Genomic DNA, 21648 nt, shown 5'->3' with positions numbered 1-21648 from the left:
AATACCTCCAGGGCAGAGTCCCTAGGGATTTTTTGATTAAAAAGACATCCTATAATATATAATAGAAAAAACAGAAATCACTAATACGTCATTCAAATACACAAGAGGAAATACTCATATAAGAAAAACGAAGTTAATCCATTATACTTTTAAAAATAAATCTAATAATGAAACATAGAGCTATTGTATACTCCGTACAAATTATAATCCTGTTATTTTTCTACAACTGTTCAAATAGCAAGCCGGACAATTTTGGCATAAGTGGTAATCGCGTTGTTTTTTTAGAAGAAGATTCAGTTTCCCTATTACGCAATCCGTGTATGGGATGGGGGCTGTATGACGACGCGAATGGCGAAGTGCAGCAAGCAGAAGAGTATTGGACGGCACAAGATAAAGCAGCACACGCTTTTGCCTCTTTTTTCTATGTTCGTTGGAGATGGTCGGATATGGAGCCAGAAGAAGGGAAATATGCTTGGTTGTATAACGACAACTTTAAAAAACTTATTCAGGGAGCAAAAGATCGGGGTCTGAAACTATGTTTTAGAGTATATGATAATAGCCAAGATAATCTTAGGCAAGGGACACCAGAGTATGTAAAGAAAGCGGGTGCTAAAGGCTATTTTGTAACTGGAGGAGGAGAAAACAAATGGACTCCCTATCCTGACGATCCCATCTTTCAGGAAAAACTCGCCAAATTTGTAACAGCTTTTGCCAAAGAATATGATGATCCAACAATTGTGGATTTCATTGATGGATTTAGTTTGGGCTCATGGGGCGAGTGCCATGGCATAAAGCTAATGGATGAAACAAAGCTTATAGAGGTTTTTGATTGGTATACAACTTTATATACATCTAACTTTAAACGAGTAATCCCCTTACTACCATTTGACAATCAGGTAGGATTCGAAACCGAAAAAACTATTGCAATAGATAAAAAAGGATACGGTATGAGGCGTGACGGACTGGGTAGTATGTGGTTCGGCGAGAAAGAGCAGAAAATCACATCCGATATGTTTGGCAGAACTCTTCTGGTGGGCGAATCTTGTTGGTGGCAAGGATCAACAGACGATTACCGTCCATTTGCGTCGGATAAAGAACATAAATTAGAGACATGGCGCGATGTGTATGAGCTAACATACAAACAAGCTGTAGACAATCATTTCAATACATTGGACTTAAGAGAGATTGTAGAAACTAAGGGGTGGACCGAACGAGCTCCTGACTTAGTTCAACAATTCATAGTTAATGCCGGCTATAGATTTTATCCGAATGAAATTTCTGTTCCAGTAACAATCAGCAATGGTAGCAATGCTCAGATCGGACATATATGGGTAAATAGAGCAACTGGATATTTACCAAATAATAATATAAAATGGAATTATAAATACAAACCTGCATTTGCTCTCCTTGACGAGGCTGGAAACGCTGTGAAAATATGGATTGATAATGAGGCTGAACCATCAACGTGGCTCAAAGATGCAGATTATAAGTATACATTAAGTATAAATATTGATAATATTCCTGCAGGAAGATATCGCTGGGGATTGGCCATAGTAGACAAAACCCTAAATAACACTCCGGGCATAAAGATTGCAGTCAATAAGCAACTAGACTTAAATGGCTGGACTATACTTAGTGATGTAGATGTCGAATAGTAGCGAATTTCTATTAATCTCTGTATTGGATACTTTATAAAACATTTTTGTGATTGATATCTGGTTGAGAGATTAATAGATTTGTTTGAACTTCAGAATCTAATGTAACCTTCGGATTAAGTGTTTATGTCTCTAAACTTATTAGCAAATTCACTCTAATCGGACTCAATTTAAATAATAATACGATTTTTCCAATAATTTTCTCTTAATTCACTTGGGGTACATTTCTTTTCCCTTAGAAACAGACGATTAAAATGAGATAGATTATTAAATCCGCATGCAAAACATATTTCAGAGATTGTCTCTGTTGTATTGATTAGCAGGCGAACAGCATGTCCCAGCCTAATTTCATTTAATGAATCTACAAAAGTTCTTCCTGTATGTTTCTTCATAAATTTACAAAAAGCTACTTGGGACATATTGACCACATTGGCAGCTTCCTCCAGTTTGATATTTCTCATATAATTCTCATTAAAAAATGAGTAAAGATTATTTATACGCCTGCTATCGAAATCTGTCTGATGACCATTAATACTGGTGCTGGCTAGCACCCTTGAGCCTGGAGAGATAGATAATTCATATAAGATTGTCAACAATTGTACTATTGCATAAAAGCCAGTATTTTCTTTCGCTAGTTTATCAAATCTAGGTTTAATATATTCTATAGTTTTCTTATCAAAAACAACTCCATTCTGAGCGTCTAGCAATAAGCGGGAAATACTATTGAATGATTTTTTATTTAGTATAGTGTCGCTAAATAAATCTTTACTGAACTGAATGGTAAGTTCTTCTATTTTTTCAGACTTACATTCATGTGTAAACCAAGCATGTTCTAAGTCAGATCCGGTTATAAGGACTAAATCCAATTCATCTATAATTTCAATACTATCGCCGACAATACGTTGTGCTCCATAGGCATTCTGAACAAAATTTAACTCATATACTTCATGAGTATGAAGAGGAAAATTAAATTCGCTTTTTACTCTCGAAAAAACGGTTAAACAATCGGCTTCAGTAAATGGTGTTTTCTCGTAAAGGACTTTTGCTAGTTTCATAGTTATTCGGATATCATGTCAAGTTGATATATAGAAATCAACCTTTCTTATTCAGGTTTATTAAACAATTCTGCAAGATACAAATTCTATTAGATGGAAAGAAAGTATCTGCTATGTTTTTCGATAGTTAGTATATAAATAATGTTCCATGCGGATTATGGGTTAATACACAGCTGATTAATCAATAATTAGTGATGCTGTCTTTTTTTTCATTGATAATATTGTATCATGTTTGGATAAAATAGCATTTGTGCAGTTATATGCCTTTCTCTAAATTTGTATTAACAAAATAAAACTGAATACAATATACTATTTCGATAGTCTAATGACTTGAATAGACTTTGTTGATCTTGAAATAATATAACGCTATTGTTTTACTAATGATGATAGCGAATCACAAGTTAACTAGAATAATTAATTTAATATCATAAACCTAATCTCATTTATGAAAAAATCAATTTACATGTTATTAATGTTATGTACTATTTCTATGTCTTTGTTTGCACAAGACATAACTGTCTCGGGTACGGTGACAGAGAATAGTACAGGTGAACCTCTAATAGGGGTTACTGTCCAGGTAAAAGACAAAGCTGTTGGGACTGTAACAGATTTAGATGGTAAGTATACTATTGATGTGACTACTGGCGAAACTTTGATTTTCTCGCAAGTAGGACTTAAGAAACAAGAGATCAAAGTAACATCTTCGATCTTAAATGTAGTAATGTCCGAAGACGACGTGCTTCTTGATCAAGTCGTAGTCATCGGATATGGTACTGTGAAGAAAAGCCACCTTAGTGGGGCTGTAAGCTCTTTATCAGCAGAGAAAATGAATGTTGATATGTACAATGATGTAAGTACAGCTATACAAGGTAAAATACCTGGAGTTTCAGTAGTAGGGTCGGATGGTAACCCTGCTAATGGACCAAGTATTGTTGTCCGTGGTGTCAATTCACTTGTTAATAATTCGCCTCTTTATATTGTTGATGGAACAATTAGTGATATATCTATGGTTAGTCCAAACGATATTGTTTCGATAGAAGTTTTGAAGGATGCTTCTTCAGCAGCAATATATGGATCAAGAGCTGCAGCTGGAGTTGTAATAATTACTACAAAATCAGGAAAGAGGGGCTCTCCTGCAAAATTAACAATGAATCTATCAAGTGGTATCAGCATGCTTCCTAAGAAAATACAAATGCTTAATGCAAATGAGTGGAGCCATTTTGCTCATGTCGTTGAAATGAATGCTGATGGTTTTGGAGGAATAAGAGATGATGAAGGCTATTTTATAGAGCCAATATTCCAAGGTAAGGGTACCGATTGGCAAGATGTTTTGTATCGTACAGCTTTTAATTATAACATCGGAGCTACAATATCCGGTGGATCTGAAACAGCAACCTATAGTACCTCTTTCAATTATAATGATAGAGAAGGTATTATAAGAAATACTGATAGCCAATCATATAATGTTAGATTAAAATCTGATTATTCATTCTTTGGTGATAGACTTAAGATAGGACAAACTTTTATCATGAAGCATTCTAAAAATAATGGTTCTTCAGATGAGAATACAGTATGGAGTATATTGGAAGCTGTTCCAACAATGCCTGTATATAATTCTGAAAATATGGGTGGATGGGGAGTCCCAAATAGTGTGAAGAGCCCTAACCCTTTAGCATTGATAGAAGACGTATATCAAATTCAAGATAAGAACACAAATATTTTACTTAATGCATATGCAGAGTTAAGAATAATTGATGAATTGAAATATAAAGCCAATATTGGGCTGCGTAAAAACAGAGGCTCGGTAATAGATCGCAAAAACGCTCATGATTTAGGTGTATGGGGAGCTAGTGACGTAGCAACTATGGAAGAAAGTTCATCATCTTCAGATTCGTGGGTGTTAGAAAATACCTTATCATATATTAAAGACTTTGGCGTACATAATTTGAATGTATTAGCAGGTTATTCTTCTCAAAAAGATAGGATAAGGGGCTTATGGGGCAAAAATACCGATATAAACTCAGAAGTATCTACAATGCCTGGGACAGGATCGCAACAAGCTACAAGTAGTCTCAATGAACATACAATGTTATCAATGTTTGGACGTATTATGTACTCATACGATAACCGTTATTTATTGTCTGCATCAATTCGTAGAGATGGTTCTTCTCGTTTTAGCGATGGACACAATTACGGAGTTTTCCCATCGGTATCTGTTGGCTGGAATATTCATGAAGAAAAATTTGCAAAACCAATTAGATCGTTTGTCGACCAATTGAAATTGAGAATGAGTTATGGTGAATTAGGTAATGAACAAGTAAATGGATATTATCCGACCAAAAGTACTGTTAAACAAGGATCATATTATACGCAAGGTATATCTCCATGGTATGGTCAACTTCCTTTAGCATCTGCAGTATCACCACAAAATCTGACTTGGGAAACTACGAAAACTTATAATGTAGGTTTCGATCTAATGTTCTTAAATGGGAAAGTTAGCCTTACGGCCGATGCATTCATTAAAAAGACCGAAGATGTTTTGCTTGAAGTAAAGAATGCACCTTCTGAAGGTTTAGGAGGAGGAGCTCGTTCGTGGCAAAACGTCGGAGTAATTGATAATAAAGGATTGGAATTTAATATCGATTATAATGACCGTTTTGGTGATGTAAACTTCTATGCCGGTACAAACTTTACGCTATCAACTAATAAAGTAAAACGGCTACAGTTGGACGGAGTTAATATCAACGAATCTTTAGCTGGTTTCACAGCTAATGGTAATGCTAATGGTGGTATTACGGTTTTTAAACGTGGAGAGTCAATGACATCTTTTAATCTGTTGAAGTCAGATGGTATTTTCCAGAACTGGGAAGAAATAAACAGTTATGTAAATGATAAAGGAGGTTTAATTCAGCCTAATGCAGTACCTGGAGACCAAAGATTTGTAGATTACAATGGAGATGGCAAGATAGATGAGCTAGATACACATTCTATTGGAAGCCCTTTCCCTGGATTCGAATTTGGTATAAGACTTGGTGCTGACTGGAAAGGTTTTGATATCAACCTGTTTTTCGACGGAGTACTTGGTAATGATATATACAATTATCCTGCGTTCAGAACTGAGTCAGGTAAAATTTCGGATGTAAATTTAGGTTACAACGTAACTAAATCTTGGAGAGAGGATAATCGCAATACAAGTGTACCTCGCTTTGATAAGTCAGGAACCAGTTTAAATGGAGCTGCCTACTCGGATAGATGGTTAGAGGATGGTTCGTATTTCCGTCTTAAAAATCTTAATATAGGTTATACTTTACCTAAAAAATTATTGAGTAAGATTAAATTGGATAATCTACGTGTATATGCAAGTTTTGAGAACTTATTTACAATCACAAGTTACAGTGGATATTCTCCAGACTTAGGTACTTCTACAGAAACACCAGGCGAATATAGTGTTTTGTCATATGGTGTTGATCATGGACGCTACCCGCTATCGCGTACAATATCATTTGGTCTTCAATTAGGATTTTAAAATAAAATAGATTATGAATAATACATATATGCATAAAAAAACAAAAAAGTGGCTGGGAAGAATATTTTCCACAGTGGCAATATCAGCAATGTTGTTGTCGTGTAGCGAAAGCTTCTTAGATTTGGACGATCCAAATAGCTTCACAGGAGACAAGTTTTGGGTGAGTAAGGCTAATGCAGAATCAGCAATGGCAACAGCATACGAACCGATACAATTTCAGCTAGATGGCTGGTTTGGAGCAACAACAGGTTTTCTAGATCTGCAAGCTCGAGGCGATGAAACTTGGACTGTACTTGGAGAGGAAGCTGCATCTTGGGAAATTGCTACATTTTCTAATTCGATAGATAACGAGAAATATTCTTATGCACAATTATATCAAGGTATACAACGTGCGAATGTTATAATAAATAATATTGATAAAGTTCCGACAGATGAACTCAGTGTAGAAGAAAGAGAACGCCTGAAAGGTGAAGCTTACTTTTTACGTGCTTATCAATATTTTCTGTTAGGAAACCATTATTTGGAAGTACCGTTACGTCTTATTCCTTCTCAAGAAGAAAAGTATGTTGCCCCTTCACCACAGGCTGATATATTCAATCAAGTTGAACAAGATCTGAAGAGTGCAATAGAAGCTGATCTTCCGATAAAAAGAATATCAGCAGAATCTGGACGTATCGAAAAAGGAGCAGCGGTAATGCTATTAGCTAAACTTTATGCAACTCAGCACGAATATGGAAAAGCTAAAACACTTTTAGAAGAATTACAGAAACCTCCTTATACATATGATTTAGTTTACAATTACGAAGAGAATTTTATTCCTGATGGAGAGCACAACAAAGAATCTATCTTCGAGATTGAATATGGAGAAGGTGCATATACATGGGGTAATGGCGGATTTGCAGGTCAAGGTAACTCTCTTCCTCAATGGCTTGGCTCTCCTCAATCTGGAGGCTGGATGAAATTAGCTCCATCTGCATTTATCGTTTCAGAGTTTATTAAAGAAAAGAAAACAGCAAGTAAGGTTCAAAGTTACAATGGACGCAACTTTGACGAGAGAATGTACACTTCTTTTTTCTTCGATACAAAACTGTATGGCGATGCTCGCGATGAAAGTGTTGATTGGTATGATGGTGCATCTAAATTTAATCAATATTGGGACTTGGCAGTGGAACAAAAGCTAAATAAAGGAATGCCTGCTTTCCCAACTGTTAACGGAAAAGAAGGAAAATTTTTAACAAAGAAATACACTGCGTTTTTTGATAATGATGGAAAAGCAGACCTTATGGCATATACTCCGGGCAAAAAGAATAATATACGCGTAATGCGATTTGCGGAAACACTGCTGCTTTATGCAGAGGCTTGTTATAAAACTCAAGATGAAGCTGGTGCAAATAAAGCTTTAGCGAAGATCAGAGAACGAGCTGGATTAGAAGCAAAAACATTCTCAGGAGAAGCATTGTGGAAAGAAATTGAACACCAAAATCTATTGGAATTTTATAACGAAGGTAGACGATTTGAAGATCTTAAACGTTGGTATACTGCTGATCAAATTAAAGCAATTTTTAAAGAAAATAAAAAGCAAGGAGCTGATAACTTCCAAGCTAAACATCTATACTATCCTATTCCGCTAACAGAGTTGAATACTAATCTGTTGATGAAACAAAATAGCGCGTGGGAGTAATTAATTCATTAAACTGAAACAAATAATATTATGACAAAAATAAAATATATAATATCGTTAGCTTTTTCGGTGTTAGTTATGGGAATCGGATTTTCAGCATGTAGCGATGACAAAACCGTAAACTTACCAATGCCTCCAGATTTTATTGATCCCGGACTTGCTGACGAGGATGATGGGGTCGTAGAAGAGCCTACGACTAAAGCTAAAGTAAAAGTTTTATTCTCTGAAGAAAACAAATTCCAAGAGATAGATGGTTTTGGCTGTGCTATCGCTGGTTGGTCTGGTAGATTATATACAAATCTGAAAAGAGAAGAAGTATTGGATAGATTGTTTGGTAAAGATGGACTTAATTTGAAGTTCTACAGAGGATATGTGTGCGAAACATATGCCAAACATGGAACTCTTGATTTTGGATGGGATAGAAAGTATAATTTGCCTGCTGATCATCCGTCACTAGTTAGTGATTATTGGTCTATAAGTTACGATATTGAAGAGCTAGGTCAGATGTGGGCACTAGACTATGTGAGAAAAAACTTTCCAAACGTAGAAGTATTACATTCATCATGGAGCCCGTTACAGATGTGGAAAAGCTCTGGTAATTTGAATAATGGGAAGCTTAAAAAAGAGCATTATCAGGATTATGCTACCTATATAGTTGACTTTATAGAAGGTATGGAAAAAGCTACGGGTTCTAAAACTTCTTATGTATCTCCTGCAAATGAACCAAACTCAAGTTCTGCATCATGGGCTGCTTGTGGATGGAGCGCAGAAGAACTTACAGACTTTGTTATTGATAACCTACGTCCAGAATTAAATAGAAGAGGACATCAGGATATTTCTATTGTTATTGGTGAGCATGCATGGTGGCAAAATGGAGGTACTATGATAAGTAATATGATAAAATATAGACCTGAAATTGTAAACCAAAATGTAATTGCTGCTGGTCATGGATACTTTACCGGCGATGCTAAGATTGTGCCTTATACTGATGCTGTGAAAAATAATCTCAAAGTGTGGAATACCGAGACTAGTAGTACATCTAACTACGATGGGTCATGGAAAGATGGCATGAATTGGGCTAAAACTTTCCACACATATCTAGCTAATGGCAATATTAACTCTTTTATGTGGTGGGCTGGAGCAAGACCTACAACGAATAATGAAAGTTTGATTCGTCTTGAAGCAGAAATACCTGGAACATATTATGAAACACCAGAAGCAATGAGATATTATACTTATGGCCACTTTACAAAATACATTCCTATAGGTAGCTATAGATATGCTACAGAAGTAAAAGTAGACGGAGAAGATTCTAGTATACAGAATTTTTTAGATAAACTACTCATAACTGCTTACGTAGATGATGTTAATAATGAGTATGCAATAGTTATTGTTAATTTAGATCAAACAGTAAGTCAAGATATAGTTTTCGAAATTGAAAACTTAGGTATTAAAAATATGCAGAAATACGAGTCTGTTGAGACATACCAGTGGAAAAAAACTAAGATTAATCCATCTGTTGAGACTTCATCTCGATATACTACAATTCTTCCGTATAGTGTAACGACGCTAAAAGGTAAACTAGTTACTAACAATGAAATAATCGAAGAATAATGAGAAAAATATATTTGTTTTTTACGGCCATACTCACTTCACTTTTTGTGATAAGTTGTGATAGAGGAGAAGATCCAACATACAATGATCTGAGTCTTGAAAGTACTGATGTAGTGCTAAATTTAACAAAAGGAGAAACAGTAAAAGAGGTTAAATTACTATCAAATAATAACAATTATAGGATAGAGTATGTAAACAAATTGGATGCTCCTCAGTTGACAAAAGATACAGCAAGGGTTGAATTACAAGAAGGCAAAGATGTATTTACTTTTATCGGAAAGAAAAGGGGAGTAGTTTATTTTAAATTATATGACTGGACCAATCAAGAATCAATTATAAAAGTTGATGTTAAAGAAACCGTTGATCTAGTATTAGATTTAAGTAAAAATGAACTTGAGTTTCGACAAGGAGATGAGGAAAGGAATATTGAGATATATGATGGTAATGGTAACTATGAATTTACTTTTGACGATCCGGAACAAAAAATTGTGGATGTTAATCTAGTTGAACCTGAGGAGCAAGACTTATCCAATGATCCATATCAGATTAAAGGAAATATTACAATTATACCTAAGAATGTTGGAAAAACTACATTGAAGATAACAGACTCGGAAGGTAAAAAAGTTGATGTAGCTATAGAAGTTAAAGATGTTGCGGCATCATTACAGTTTGTAGGATATGATCCAAGTAAAATTCTCTTTATGGAAACAAATTCAACATTAGTTATTCCTTTCGAAGGAGGTGAACCTGGATATGAAGTCACTTCATCTTCATCTGCAAGTATTCTAGGCACATCAATTGATACTGAAGCTAAGACTATCACTTTATCTGCGAAAAACTCTGCTACTCAGCCAACAGTTACATTAACTGATGGATCTGGTCAGAAAATTGTATTAATTGTACAAATCGACAAGCCTTTCTTAGAAGACAAGACATTAAGAATATTTAAAAATAGAAAGAGAAGTACAATATCTAACACATTGAGAGGAGGAGATTACATTCCTTCCTTGAATAGAACAATATTTGAGGTTGGATCTACTTATACATCTTATGGTATTACTTATACTGGAGATGTAGAAGTTGGGACTAAATCAGAAGCAAGGATATATGATATCTCAAAAGGTCAGGAGAAAGAAGGAACATCTATAAGCTTATCCGTATGTACTTTGGAAAAAGTAGAAGATAATCACTATTGGTTTACATTTACTGAGGAAGAAACAGGTGACGAAGGTTATATGGTTTTCAAAGGCCCTGATGTATTAGGCTTCTAGGCTAGTTAGTACGAAATAAAAGGGCGAAGAGGTGTATTTATAGCTTTGCCCTTTTATTTTTGAAAGTATAAAGTTGATTTATTGGTGATAAGATGAATATAGAAAAATATAATAAACGATTAGAAGGTTTAAATCGCGAATATGAAAAACTTATTTCGCAAAAAAATGAACAAATATTATCGGGTAATGGAATCTATGAAAGGTATAAATACCCAATTTTAACTGCAAAGCATACACCCTTATCGTGGCGCTATGATTTAGATCAGGACACTAATCCATATTTGCTCGAACGCTTTGGTATAAATGCAGTGTTTAATGCAGGTGCAATTAAACACAATGATAAATATTTAGTTATTGCTAGAGTCGAAGGAGTAGACCGTAAATCATTCTTTGCAGTGGCAGAGAGTGACAACGGGATAGATAATTTTAAGTTTTGGGATTATCCTGTTCTATTACCAGATATTGATGAAGACGAGACAAATGTGTATGACATGCGGTTGACAAAGCATGAAGATGGTTGGATCTATGGCTTATTCTGTTCCGAGATGCAAGACAAGAACGCTCCTTTAGGGGATATATCTAGTGCAATAGCTTCAACAGGTGTTGTTCGGACAAAAGACTTGAAAAAGTGGGAACGTTTACCAAACGTGAAAGCTAAATGTCATCAAAGAAATGTTGTATTACATTCTGAATTTGTTGATGGTAAATATGCTTTATATACGCGTCCACAAGATGGTTTCATCGATGCCGGCAATGGTGGCGGAATCTGTTGGGCATTGACAGATAGTATGGAAAATGCAATAATTGACGGTGAGCAGTTAGTAGATAGACGCTATTATCATACGATAAAGGAAGCAAAAAATGGGCAAGGTCCTGCTCCAATTAAGACTGCAAAAGGTTGGTTAAATCTAGCACATGGTGTTCGGGCTTGCGCAGCTGGGTTGCGTTATGTTTTGTATATGTTTGTAACTGAATTAGAACATCCTGAAAAAATCATAGCAGCACCTGCAGGTTATTTTATGGGACCTGATGGTGAAGAACGTGTTGGTGATGTTTCTAATGTTTTATTCTGTAATGGTTGGATTGCCGATGAAGATGGTACCGTGTATATTTATTATGCATCATCAGATACGCGTTTGCACGTTGCAACATCATCTATTGACAGACTTCTGGATTATTGTTTTAATACAGATTCGGATGGGTTAAGATCTATTAAGTCGGTGGAAACCTTGAATAAAATTATAAATAAAAATAAAAAAGTATGTGTTAATTGAAAAATTCTACCTAAATATACTTCATTTTTTGGAGGCCTCAATTTTCGGATTGAGGCTATCCATATTCAATAAACTAATACCAATATGCAAAGACTAATTTTCATATCCGTTATATTATTTTCATTCGTACTATTGGGATGTAATATAAAGCAATCTAAAAATGATGAATGGATATTGATCTGGGAAGAAGATTTCGAGAAAGAAGTGATAGATGATAATATTTGGTCAAAAATTCCACGAGGACAAGCCGACTGGAATAAATTTATGACCGACTATGATTCGTGTTATAAAATTGCGCATGGAAATCTTATATTGAGAGCCATCCCTAATATATATCTTGAAGATGATACCGCAAAAGTATTGACAGGAGGTGTCTGGTCGATGGGGAAAAAAAGCTTTCAGAGTGGAAGATTAGAGATTCGGGCAAAATTAGACGAAGGGCAAGGTTTATGGCCAGCAATATGGATGCTGCCTGAAGGTCGGAAGTGGCCGGCTGGTGGTGAAATTGATATAATGGAACACTTAAGTTTTGATACAATCGTATATCAAACTATCCACACACCCTATACTTTAGCCGATAATGATGAGCCTCAGAGATTTGCTACGCATCCGATAACTAATAATGACTATAATATTTATGCTCTTGAGTTTTATCCTGATAGTTTACGCTTCTTTACGAATGATAAATTAACACTTTGTTATCCTAAAATTGACAGCTTGGGTATAGATCAATTTCCATTTGAGGATAATTTCTATATTATTCTAAGTAATCAGGTTGGAGGAAATTGGGTTGGAGAATATAATATTAATGATCTTCCTGCTAATATGTACATCGATTGGATTCGTTTCTATCAAAATAAATCAGAAAAATAAATTACGAATAATATTGACTGTTCATTGAATTGATATAGTCGAAAATAAAATATAATATAAAATGAGAAAATTACTATTCTGCATATTATTACTTTTTGTATTGCAGATACAAGCTCAAACAACACTACATTTCAAAAATGGGCAATTTAAAATAATGCAATTTACAGATCTACACTGGTCTGAAGGAGACAAATATAAAAATATCAATGATAGTACTGCAAATTTGATGAAGAATCTCATTAAAGAAGAGCAACCCAATCTTGTAGTTTTTACAGGTGATATAGCAGTTTCTAATGAAGCCGATAGATCATGGAAAGATATTATTGCTATAATGAAAGAAGTAGATGTACCTTTTATTGTTAACTTTGGTAACCATGATACTGAAACAGCTTTTACAAAACAAGAACAGCTAAATATATTAATGAAGGAACCTCTTAATTTAACATTCAACGCATCAGAATTTATTGATGGGGTAGGTAATTGCCATGTACCAGTAAGAGCTGAAAAATCGGATTCGACTAAGTGGATACTCTATTTCCTCGATTCTCATTCGTATACAAATAATCATGAAGAATTAGGCTATTATGACTGGATAAAAGGTAATCAGATAGAATGGTACCGTTCTATAAGCAATAAGTATAAATTACAGAGTAATACAACATTGCCAGCTCTGGCCTTTTTTCATATTCCTTTGCCTGAATACAAAATAGTAAAAGAATTGCCCGAAACTTTAGGAAATAAATTAGAGGAAGTATGTTCTCCTAAAATTAATAGTGGCTTATTTAGCGCTTTTATCGAACAACAAGATGTATTAGGAGTATTTACGGGGCATGATCATAATAATGATTATATCGGTGTATTGTCAAAAATAGCATTAGCTTATGGACGTAAAACAGGATATGCATCAGCTTACAAGGAGTTGCTTGACCGTGGAGCTAGAGTGATCATTATTTCAGAGAACGATGCAATTATGAAGACCTATATAAGAACATTATCTGCTACGGAATACGAATTTCAACATGCGAGATAAGTTGAATAATAATGAATTGAAAAATAATAGAAGCATAAAATAATATGAGCAAAATAAAACAAGCCGTATTTTTAATAATAGCATTGTTTCTCTGCAATAGTCTGATATTTGCGCAAAATAACAATTACGATATTATTCCGGCTCCTAAAAGTTTAAAACCATCAAAAGGCGTTTTTATTTTTGACAATCAAACGAAGATATATTTCGCTGATGGATCAAACGAACAATCACTTCAAGCTTTTGATGTGTTACGAGAGCGTATCTTAAATACGACTGGTATCAAATTGGCCGTGACAGGTGTTAAGCCTCTGTCAAATGCAGTAATATGCCGAGTAAATAAAAAAATAAAAAATGAAGAAGGTTATATTTTAAATATAGCGTCAGACAAAATAGAAATTGAGTATACAGATACTCAAGGTTTATTCTATGCTACTCAAACTATCCGTCAGTTGTTACCTGCGGCATTAGAAAGTAACAGTAAAATAGCTGATCTAAAATTATCAGTTCCTTGTTGTAAGATTGAAGATGCCCCTATGTTTGGTTATAGAGGGATGCACCTCGATGTGTGTCGCCACTTTGTACCATTGCAAGAGGTGAAAGATTATATTGATCAGATGGCTCTATTGAAATTGAATGTCTTTCATTGGCATTTGACCGAAGATCAAGGATGGAGAATCGAAATCAAGAAATATCCTCGTTTAGCTGAAATCGGTGGATTTCGTGAAAGAACATTGAAAGGACATCTATTTAGTGCTCCTCGTCAGTGGGATAACACATATACAGGAGGTTATTATACTCAAGAAGAAATTAAAGAGGTCGTAGCTTATGCCAAAGAAAGGTCAATCACTGTTATCCCTGAGATCGAATTGCCTGGACATGCTATGGCGGCATTAACTGCTTACCCTGAGTATTCTTGTACTGGGGGTCCTTTTGAGGTACAAGGTACTTGGGGCGTATTTAACGATGTATATTGTACAAAAGAAGAAACATTCAATTTTTTGGAAGATATTCTTAGTGAAGTAGTTGAATTATTTCCTAGTGAATATATTCATATCGGAGGTGATGAGTGTCCAAAAGTGCGCTGGAAACATTGTGCATCATGTCAACAACGAATGAAGGATGAAGGATTGAAGGATGAGCATGAATTACAATCTTATTTCATACAGCGAATTCAGAAATTCATGGCAACAAAGAATAAACGTATTATTGGTTGGGATGAAATACTTGAAGGCGGATTAGCTCCGGATGCAACAGTGATGAGTTGGCGAGGTATAGAAGGTGGTGTAGCAGCAGCTAAACACGGAAATGATGTTATAATGACCCCTTATAATTATTTGTATCTCGATTACTACCAATCTATTTCTCCTGCAGATCCATTAGCTATTGGAGGTTTTTTACCAATTAGTAAGGTTTATTCATTCGATCCTTATCCGACCGAATTAACTGCTGATGAATGGAAACATATATTGGGTGTACAAGCAAATACTTGGATTGAATATTTATCGACCAGAGAACAACGTGAATTTATGATATATCCTCGTTTAGCTGCTTTAGCCGAATTAGCATGGATTCAACCAGAACTGAAAAATTTCAACAACTTTAGTAAGGCTTTGCCTTCATTGCTAAAACGATACGATTATGCCGGATTGAATTATTCGAATGCTTTCTATAGCATACAGGATAAAGTTGTTAGTGATGGTATAGGCGGTGTGAATTTAGAATTGTTTTGTGATGCTCCGCAAGCAACGATCCATTTTACAATCGATGGAAGTGAACCTACAACCTCAAGTGAGGTTTATAGATCAGCCATTTCTCTACCCGAGAAGGAAGTTATTGTAAGAGCCATTTCGGTAAAAGATGGAAAAGTGATGTATGCGCCATATGAGCAACTATTTGTTGAAAATAAAGCCGCAGGTAAGTCTTATATTTTATCGAATGACAAAGATGAGAAAATACAGAATCATTTAGCCGAGAACTTATTCAATCGCAAGTTGGGGATGGACAAATTAATGGAGCGTGACGATTGGTTTTCTTACCATGAGAATCATTTAACGGTAGACATTGATTTAGAAAAAGTAACATCAGTTAGCGAAATATCTGTATTGTCTATAAATCAGGAACATCGATCGATTTACGCCCCTGAAACAGTAGAGTATCAAGTATCTTTAGATGGGAATACTTTCAATACTATAGGAACGCTTAATTATGATCAGATTGAAGCAGCCGATAGTAAAGCCGTTTTGTCGTTTGATCCGATCGATGTGCTTAAAGTACGTTTGAAGATAAAGAAAGTACCAGAAATACCCGCTAATAAAGTGATTGCAGGAGCTTTCTATCCAAGACTATTTATTGAAGAGATTACCGTAAAATAAATGTCTAATATTGATTAGTCATTGTAAATATAATAAAAGTGAGATGAAAAATATTTTAAAAGTAGCTATAGTAATTTTAGTATTACCTTTATTTGTGCAATGCCAGAATTCCAAACAAAAAGTAGATACATATCGCTTCATGACATATAACATACATCACGGAGAAGGTATGGATAGTATTGTGGATATTGCCCGTATTGGAAGAGTGATTCTGGATGTAAATCCCGAAGTTGTAGGCCTTCAGGAAGTAGATAGTGTTATCGGTCGTAGTGGCAACGTTGATATAATTCAACTATTAGCTGATCAGGTAAATATGAACGCAGTGTTTGGACACTCAATACTGCATGATGGGGGTAAATACGGGAATGGGATCTTGAGTAAAGAAAAACCTATTTCTGTAAATAAAATTTCTTTACCAGGCGCTGATGAAATGCGTACAGCTCTTATTGTCGAATTTGAAGATTATGTTGTTGTTAATACACATCTGTCATTAGACACCGAAGAGAGAATAAAATCTGTTGGTATTATAAATGAAACGGTGTCCAAATATATGAAGCCTGTCATTTTGATGGGAGATTTGAACGATCTCCCAGAATCAGAAATGATGAGGCTTTTGGAAAAACATTGGCAGCTGTTATCTGATGTAAATCAGCACACATTTCCTTCGGTTGAGCCTGATAGTACATTAGATTATATATGGGGATACACAGCTAATGATAAAATATACAATGTTGAGAAAGCTCAAGTGATTGAAGATAAAATAGCTTCTGACCACAGACCTTTATTTGTTGATATCCAATTCTAACTAAAATAATCAAATAAAATGAGAACAGTACTAAATAAGCAGGATTGATATTTTTAATAGCGACAAATATAAGAACAACAATATTTACAAATTAAAGCAATATGAGTGCTCATAAAGTTTCATTGAAAGAAAGAGTTGGATACGGATTCGGAGACATGGCATCTTCTATGTTCTGGAAGATATTTGGTATGTATTCACTCTTTTTCTACACAGATGTTTTCGGTATTACTGCTGCCGCAGCTGGTACGATGTTTTTAGTTGCCCGTGTATGGGATTCTTTTTTCGATTTATTTGTCGGAATAATGGCTGACCGTACCAAGACTCGTTGGGGACGCTATCGTCCTTATATATTATACTTTGCAATACCATTTGCGGTAATGGGTATAATTACATTCTATGTACCCGATTTTGGGGCACAAGGCAAGTTAATATATGCCTATCTAACGTATTCTCTGATGATGATCGTTTACTCTTTAGTCAATGTTCCTTATGCGTCATTATTAGGAGTAATGTCAAGCGATCCTCAAGAACGGAACATCCTTTCATCTTATCGTATGGCTTTTGCTTTTATCGGAAGTTTTATCACTTTCATGCTGTTACAACCGTTAGTTAATTTCTTCAACAATTCTTTTGGAGAGGAAATTTCTATAACAAGTAATTCTACTATAAGTACAGGTGCTATAGGTTGGACTATGGGTGTAGGAGTCATTGGCATATTGTGTGTATTTTTGTTTATTATGTGCTTCAAATGGACTCGCGAGCGCGTTGAACCTATAAATGAAGAAAAGGAGACGAAAGTATCTGTCAAGAGTGACCTTAAAATCTTATTTAAAAATTCGCCTTGGTGGATATTAGTAGGAACGGGATTAGCTTCATTATTATTCAATGCAGTTCGAGATGGTGTCGCGATTTATTATTTTAGAGACTTTGTTAAAATCAGCTATTCAACACCATTGACTGGATGGGATCTAACTACTATATACTTCTTGCTTGGTCAGGTTTGTAATTTGGTCGGTGTAATTTTAGCACCAATTTTATCAAGTAAATATGGCAAGAAGAGGACCTATCTGATAGCTACATTTTTTGCTGCACTTTTCAGTGTCGTATTCTTCTTTGTGCCAAACGAATTGGGCTGGATACTTCTATTACAAGCGATAATCTCTCTTTTTGCAGGATATGTACTTCCTTTATTGTGGAGTATGTTCTCTGATATTGTCGATTATCAAGAGTACAAATACGGTCGTAGAGCATCAGGGCTTATATTTTCATCATCTTCGATGTCTCAAAAATTAGGTTGGGCATTGGGTGCTGCAGCAACAGGGTGGGGGCTATTCTTCTTTAAATACGACCCTGCTATCATAGAACAAAGTATTGAAACAATCTATGGAGAGCGTTTGATGATTAGTATAATTCCGGCAATTTGCTGCGGACTAGCCTTTCTAGGTATGACGTTTTATCCATTGAATGATAAAAAAGTAGCTGAGATTTCAGAAGAATTAGAAAAGAAACGTTCAGAGAACTAAGGTCATTCTCTGAATTACATTGTCAATTGTTATCACTGTAAAAAATGAAACCTCGTCAGATAGCTGACGAGGTTTCATTTTGTTTCAATAAAGATAGATTCTTTATCTTGTTTGTTGATTTATTTTAAATTGTCTAATATAACTTCAGATATAGAAGCTTTTCCTTTTGTTATGAGTATACGAATATCACTTGCAACATCACCACCTAAAGGAAACTCTTGGAAATTATCTGTGACTTGAACTTTCCCGACATAGGTTGTGATAAATTGACCGCCTCCCCTTGAAGCTTGAATTTCAAAGTCTGTAGAATCATCAGCATCTTTCCAAAGGATAGATATTTTATGGGCTTTGGTTCCTTCTTTCAACGCGAATGTAAGACTTTCGCCAGATTTAGCATTCCATGTTGTTTGTTTGTTATTATCCAATACATTGTTCAGCGTTGGATCAAGTTTTTTACTATCTGATATTTTAGATGTTCTATCAAAAATATCTCTGATAAGTAATGTATCCTCCAGTCTAATATCTTCAGATGATGCTCCTATCATTATTTTAAACTCACCAGGTTCAACCACCCATTCGTTATGAATATTAAGAAGCGACAGATCACTTGGCTTTATAATAAATTTTATATCTTTTGTTTCACCAGCTTTGAGATGTACTCGTTCAAAACCGCGTAAGTTTTTCTCGTATGTTGTTACTGAACTCACGACATCTCTAGTATATAGCTGTACAACCTCATCTCCATCTTTATCCCCTGTATTTGTAATTTTAAAACTGACAGTTATATTTTGTTTGTCTGTAGCTGTTTTAGGAGAGATATTTAAATCAGAATATTCGAAAGTTGTGTAGCTCAAACCATATCCGAAATGATAGAGCGCTCCATTTACTCTACTCATATTACCATTCAGACCAGGTTTAGCTCCACCATCAACCTGAGCATTTGGCTTCGATGGGAAATTAAATGGTATTTGCCCTACACTTTTAGGAACGGTTACTGTAAGCTTACCTCCCGGATTGTAGTCGCCGAAAAGAACATCAGCTACGGCTGTGCCTCCCTGAGAGCCTGGATACCAGGCTTCTAATATAGCAGGAACGCATTTGTCTGCCCAATTTATCGAATTTGGTCTTCCATGTATCAAAACCAAAACTATAGGAGTACCTGTTTTGTATACAGCTTGTAGTAGGTCCAATTGTTTTCCTGGAAGATCAAGGCTTGAGCGTGATTTATTTTCACCACATGTTCGATTATTACCTCCAAGGACTACAACAGCAATATCACTTTTCTTTGCATTTTCTACTGCTTTATCAATTTCTACTTGTTCTGTATCGGTAAGAGGAAAAGAGATTATCTCAGATTCAGGCCAGTTCTCATCCACAACTTCACAACCTTTTGTGTAAAGAACATTTGATTCTCCAACTTTATTTTTAATGCCCTGAAGTACAGATGTAACATCTACAGCTAGAGGCCCATAATGAGTCAAAGCATATGCCGCATCATCGGCATTTGGCCCGCAAACACTTATCGTTTTTATTTTTTCTTTAGATAGGGGTAATATACTATTCTCATTTTTCAAAAGGACAATTGATTCTCTTGAAGCTTGTAGTGCTATAGCCTGATTTTCTGCAGAATTTACTTCTATATCGGCTTGTTTTAGATTCATTTGATAAGGCATATCAAAAAGTCCGACCAAAAATTTCACCCTCAATACGTCACGAACTCTGTCATCAATAGTTTTCATGCTTATAGAACCTTCTTCAACAAGTTCTCGAAGGGGTAGGACATAAGAATCTGGAGATCGGAATGTGCAACGGACGTTCAGTCCTGCTTCAACCGCTTGTCGTACCGACTCCTTCATATCTTTCGCAGTTCCGTGTTTGCTGTGTAGATATTCTACTGCATCGCTATCCGAAACAACATATCCTTTGAATCCCATTTCTTTACGCAGACGTGTAGTCAGCCAATAATAACTACCTTGTATGGGAAAGCCATCATAATCGTTGTATGAGCTCATAACACCAAGTAGACCACCTTCGCGAATAGCCTTTAACCAAGGATATACATGGACATTTTCTACTTCGCGCGGCGACATCTGAGGATCAAGACGAGCCATTCCCTCTCTAGCCCCTTTATTATTGCTATATGCAATGAAATGTTTGGCTGTAGAAGCAACTTGATAATCTTTTTGCAATCCTTTTACCATCGAAAAGCCTAGTTCCGAAACCAAATAAGGCGATTCTCCGTATACTTCTTCGTATCGCCCCCAGCGCTGATCGCGCCCTACATCCAATATTGGAGCATATACGTTTGTATAACCTAATAGCCTTGCCTCGCGTCCTGTTATATATCCGACTTTCTCTATAAGATCGCGGTTCCATGTATGTCCGAGTCCCAATTGAGTTGGAAAGTTAGTTGCTATATAGCTTTCAACACCTCGTATACCCTCATTTGTGAAATCGACTGGAATACCCAGACGGGTTTCTTCAACAAAAAAACGTTGTACTTCGTTCAAAGCCCATGCATGACGCGATGCCGGCCAGACAAATGGATTGTCAGATGGAGGTAATCCCCATTCTTGAAATCCGTTTAGATGTTCGTCGATAGCACCAATTCCATCTTTCCAAAGTTTGTTTTTCCATTCAGGTGTAGGTAGGTCGTCTTGAAGCACTCTTTTGTATCCGTACAAAGTGACCATCTGGCATGTTTTCTCTTCAAGATTCATCTGAGATAGCAGATCTTCTATACGGTCGTTGATTGGAGCAGATGGATTTTCATAGATATCCATTTTGCCATTTTTATTGAAATCCACCCAACCATTTTTATAGATTGAATTCTTGGGAATCTTGTATGTTATCAGATCCTTGTCAGGAGGAATACGCTTATCTTTATTTTGAGGAAAAGCAGTTGTACAACAAAGAGAAATAATTACGGGTAGAAATATTCTTTTCATATAAAGGTATTCTGAATTTGA

At 35.5% G+C, this 21648-nt stretch carries 13 protein-coding genes; 11 read left to right on the top strand and 2 right to left on the bottom strand.

Annotation, left to right across the window (positions count from 1 at the left end):
• The first annotated feature begins 167 nt into the window (after positions 1–167).
• The gene (locus tag C1A06_RS12205; protein WP_245872062.1) at positions 168–1655 is read left to right on the top strand and encodes a hypothetical protein; all 1488 of its coding nucleotides are present in this window, start codon (positions 168–170) and stop codon (positions 1653–1655) included.
• A 170-nt stretch (positions 1656–1825) separates the two neighbouring features.
• Here the strand turns inward: C1A06_RS12205 and C1A06_RS12200 are convergent, their stop codons facing one another.
• Positions 1826–2710, bottom strand: a complete 885-nt coding sequence (locus tag C1A06_RS12200; protein ID WP_101690491.1) for an AraC family transcriptional regulator — start codon at positions 2708–2710, stop codon at positions 1826–1828.
• Positions 2711–3155: 445 nt separating this feature from the next.
• Between C1A06_RS12200 and C1A06_RS12195 the strand changes: the two genes are divergently transcribed.
• The 10 genes from C1A06_RS12195 to C1A06_RS12150 all read left to right on the top strand — a co-directional run bounded on the left by C1A06_RS12195 (position 3156) and on the right by C1A06_RS12150 (position 18679).
• Positions 3156–6236, top strand: a complete 3081-nt coding sequence (locus tag C1A06_RS12195) for a SusC/RagA family TonB-linked outer membrane protein (RefSeq protein ID WP_101690490.1) — start codon at positions 3156–3158, stop codon at positions 6234–6236.
• 13 nt (positions 6237–6249) lie between these two features.
• On the top strand, positions 6250–7917 hold the full coding sequence (locus C1A06_RS12190; RefSeq protein WP_245872061.1) for a RagB/SusD family nutrient uptake outer membrane protein: 1668 nt from the start codon (positions 6250–6252) through the stop codon (positions 7915–7917).
• Positions 7918–7947: 30 nt separating this feature from the next.
• Positions 7948–9531 carry a glycoside hydrolase gene (locus C1A06_RS12185; RefSeq protein ID WP_101690489.1) on the top strand — a complete coding sequence of 528 codons (1584 nt, stop codon included), beginning with the start codon at positions 7948–7950 and terminating at the stop codon, positions 9529–9531.
• A complete protein-coding gene (locus C1A06_RS12180; RefSeq protein ID WP_145996402.1) occupies positions 9531–10802 on the top strand; it encodes a hypothetical protein in 1272 nt (423 codons plus the stop codon). Before C1A06_RS12185 ends, C1A06_RS12180 begins: the two co-directional genes overlap by 1 nt.
• A 92-nt stretch (positions 10803–10894) precedes the next feature.
• Positions 10895–12076 carry a glycoside hydrolase family 130 protein gene (locus tag C1A06_RS12175; RefSeq protein ID WP_185116844.1) on the top strand — a complete coding sequence of 394 codons (1182 nt, stop codon included), beginning with the start codon at positions 10895–10897 and terminating at the stop codon, positions 12074–12076.
• An 84-nt stretch (positions 12077–12160) separates the two neighbouring features.
• Positions 12161–12949, top strand: coding sequence for a glycoside hydrolase family 16 protein (locus C1A06_RS12170; protein WP_101690487.1), 789 nt, complete (start codon positions 12161–12163; stop codon positions 12947–12949).
• 61 nt (positions 12950–13010) lie between these two features.
• A complete protein-coding gene (locus tag C1A06_RS12165) occupies positions 13011–13979 on the top strand; it encodes a metallophosphoesterase family protein (protein ID WP_101690486.1) in 969 nt (322 codons plus the stop codon).
• A 44-nt stretch (positions 13980–14023) separates the two neighbouring features.
• Positions 14024–16351, top strand: a complete 2328-nt coding sequence (locus C1A06_RS12160) for a family 20 glycosylhydrolase (RefSeq protein ID WP_101690485.1) — start codon at positions 14024–14026, stop codon at positions 16349–16351.
• Positions 16352–16394: 43 nt separating this feature from the next.
• Positions 16395–17156, top strand: coding sequence for an endonuclease/exonuclease/phosphatase family protein (locus C1A06_RS12155; RefSeq protein WP_101690484.1), 762 nt, complete (start codon positions 16395–16397; stop codon positions 17154–17156).
• 101 nt (positions 17157–17257) lie between these two features.
• Entirely contained in the window at positions 17258–18679 is a 1422-nt protein-coding gene (locus C1A06_RS12150; RefSeq protein ID WP_101690483.1) for an MFS transporter, read from the top strand.
• A gap of 119 nt (positions 18680–18798) precedes the next feature.
• Here C1A06_RS12150 and C1A06_RS12145 read toward each other — a convergent pair whose 3' ends face one another.
• Complete coding sequence (locus C1A06_RS12145) at positions 18799–21627, bottom strand: glycoside hydrolase family 3 N-terminal domain-containing protein (RefSeq protein WP_101690482.1); 2829 nt, start codon at positions 21625–21627, stop codon at positions 18799–18801.
• Positions 21628–21648 lie beyond the last annotated feature (21 nt).

Origin of the sequence: Dysgonomonas massiliensis (genome assembly GCF_900240225.1) — a bacterium.
Taxonomy (GTDB): Bacteria; Bacteroidota; Bacteroidia; order Bacteroidales; family Dysgonomonadaceae; genus Dysgonomonas; species Dysgonomonas massiliensis.
The sequence above is the reverse complement of the archived record's forward strand: the minus strand, read 5'-3'. Positions and strand labels throughout refer to the sequence as shown.

Excerpts from the sequence above, each read along its gene's own strand:
- C1A06_RS12150 (WP_101690483.1), top strand. The coding sequence starts at position 17,258 with ATGAGTGCTCATAAAGTTTCATTGAAAGAAAGAGTTGGATACGGATTC.
- C1A06_RS12180 (WP_145996402.1), top strand. The coding sequence starts at position 9,531 with ATGAGAAAAATATATTTGTTTTTTACGGCCATACTCACTTCACTTTTT.
- C1A06_RS12145 (WP_101690482.1), bottom strand. The coding sequence starts at position 21,627 with ATGAAAAGAATATTTCTACCCGTAATTATTTCTCTTTGTTGTACAACT.
- C1A06_RS12200 (WP_101690491.1), bottom strand. The coding sequence starts at position 2,710 with ATGAAACTAGCAAAAGTCCTTTACGAGAAAACACCATTTACTGAAGCC.
- C1A06_RS12195 (WP_101690490.1), top strand. The coding sequence starts at position 3,156 with ATGAAAAAATCAATTTACATGTTATTAATGTTATGTACTATTTCTATG.
- C1A06_RS12165 (WP_101690486.1), top strand. The coding sequence starts at position 13,011 with ATGAGAAAATTACTATTCTGCATATTATTACTTTTTGTATTGCAGATA.
- C1A06_RS12185 (WP_101690489.1), top strand. The coding sequence starts at position 7,948 with ATGACAAAAATAAAATATATAATATCGTTAGCTTTTTCGGTGTTAGTT.
- C1A06_RS12160 (WP_101690485.1), top strand. The coding sequence starts at position 14,024 with ATGAGCAAAATAAAACAAGCCGTATTTTTAATAATAGCATTGTTTCTC.
- C1A06_RS12155 (WP_101690484.1), top strand. The coding sequence starts at position 16,395 with ATGAAAAATATTTTAAAAGTAGCTATAGTAATTTTAGTATTACCTTTA.
- C1A06_RS12170 (WP_101690487.1), top strand. The coding sequence starts at position 12,161 with ATGCAAAGACTAATTTTCATATCCGTTATATTATTTTCATTCGTACTA.
- C1A06_RS12190 (WP_245872061.1), top strand. The coding sequence starts at position 6,250 with ATGAATAATACATATATGCATAAAAAAACAAAAAAGTGGCTGGGAAGA.
- C1A06_RS12205 (WP_245872062.1), top strand. The coding sequence starts at position 168 with ATGAAACATAGAGCTATTGTATACTCCGTACAAATTATAATCCTGTTA.
- C1A06_RS12175 (WP_185116844.1), top strand. The coding sequence starts at position 10,895 with ATGAATATAGAAAAATATAATAAACGATTAGAAGGTTTAAATCGCGAA.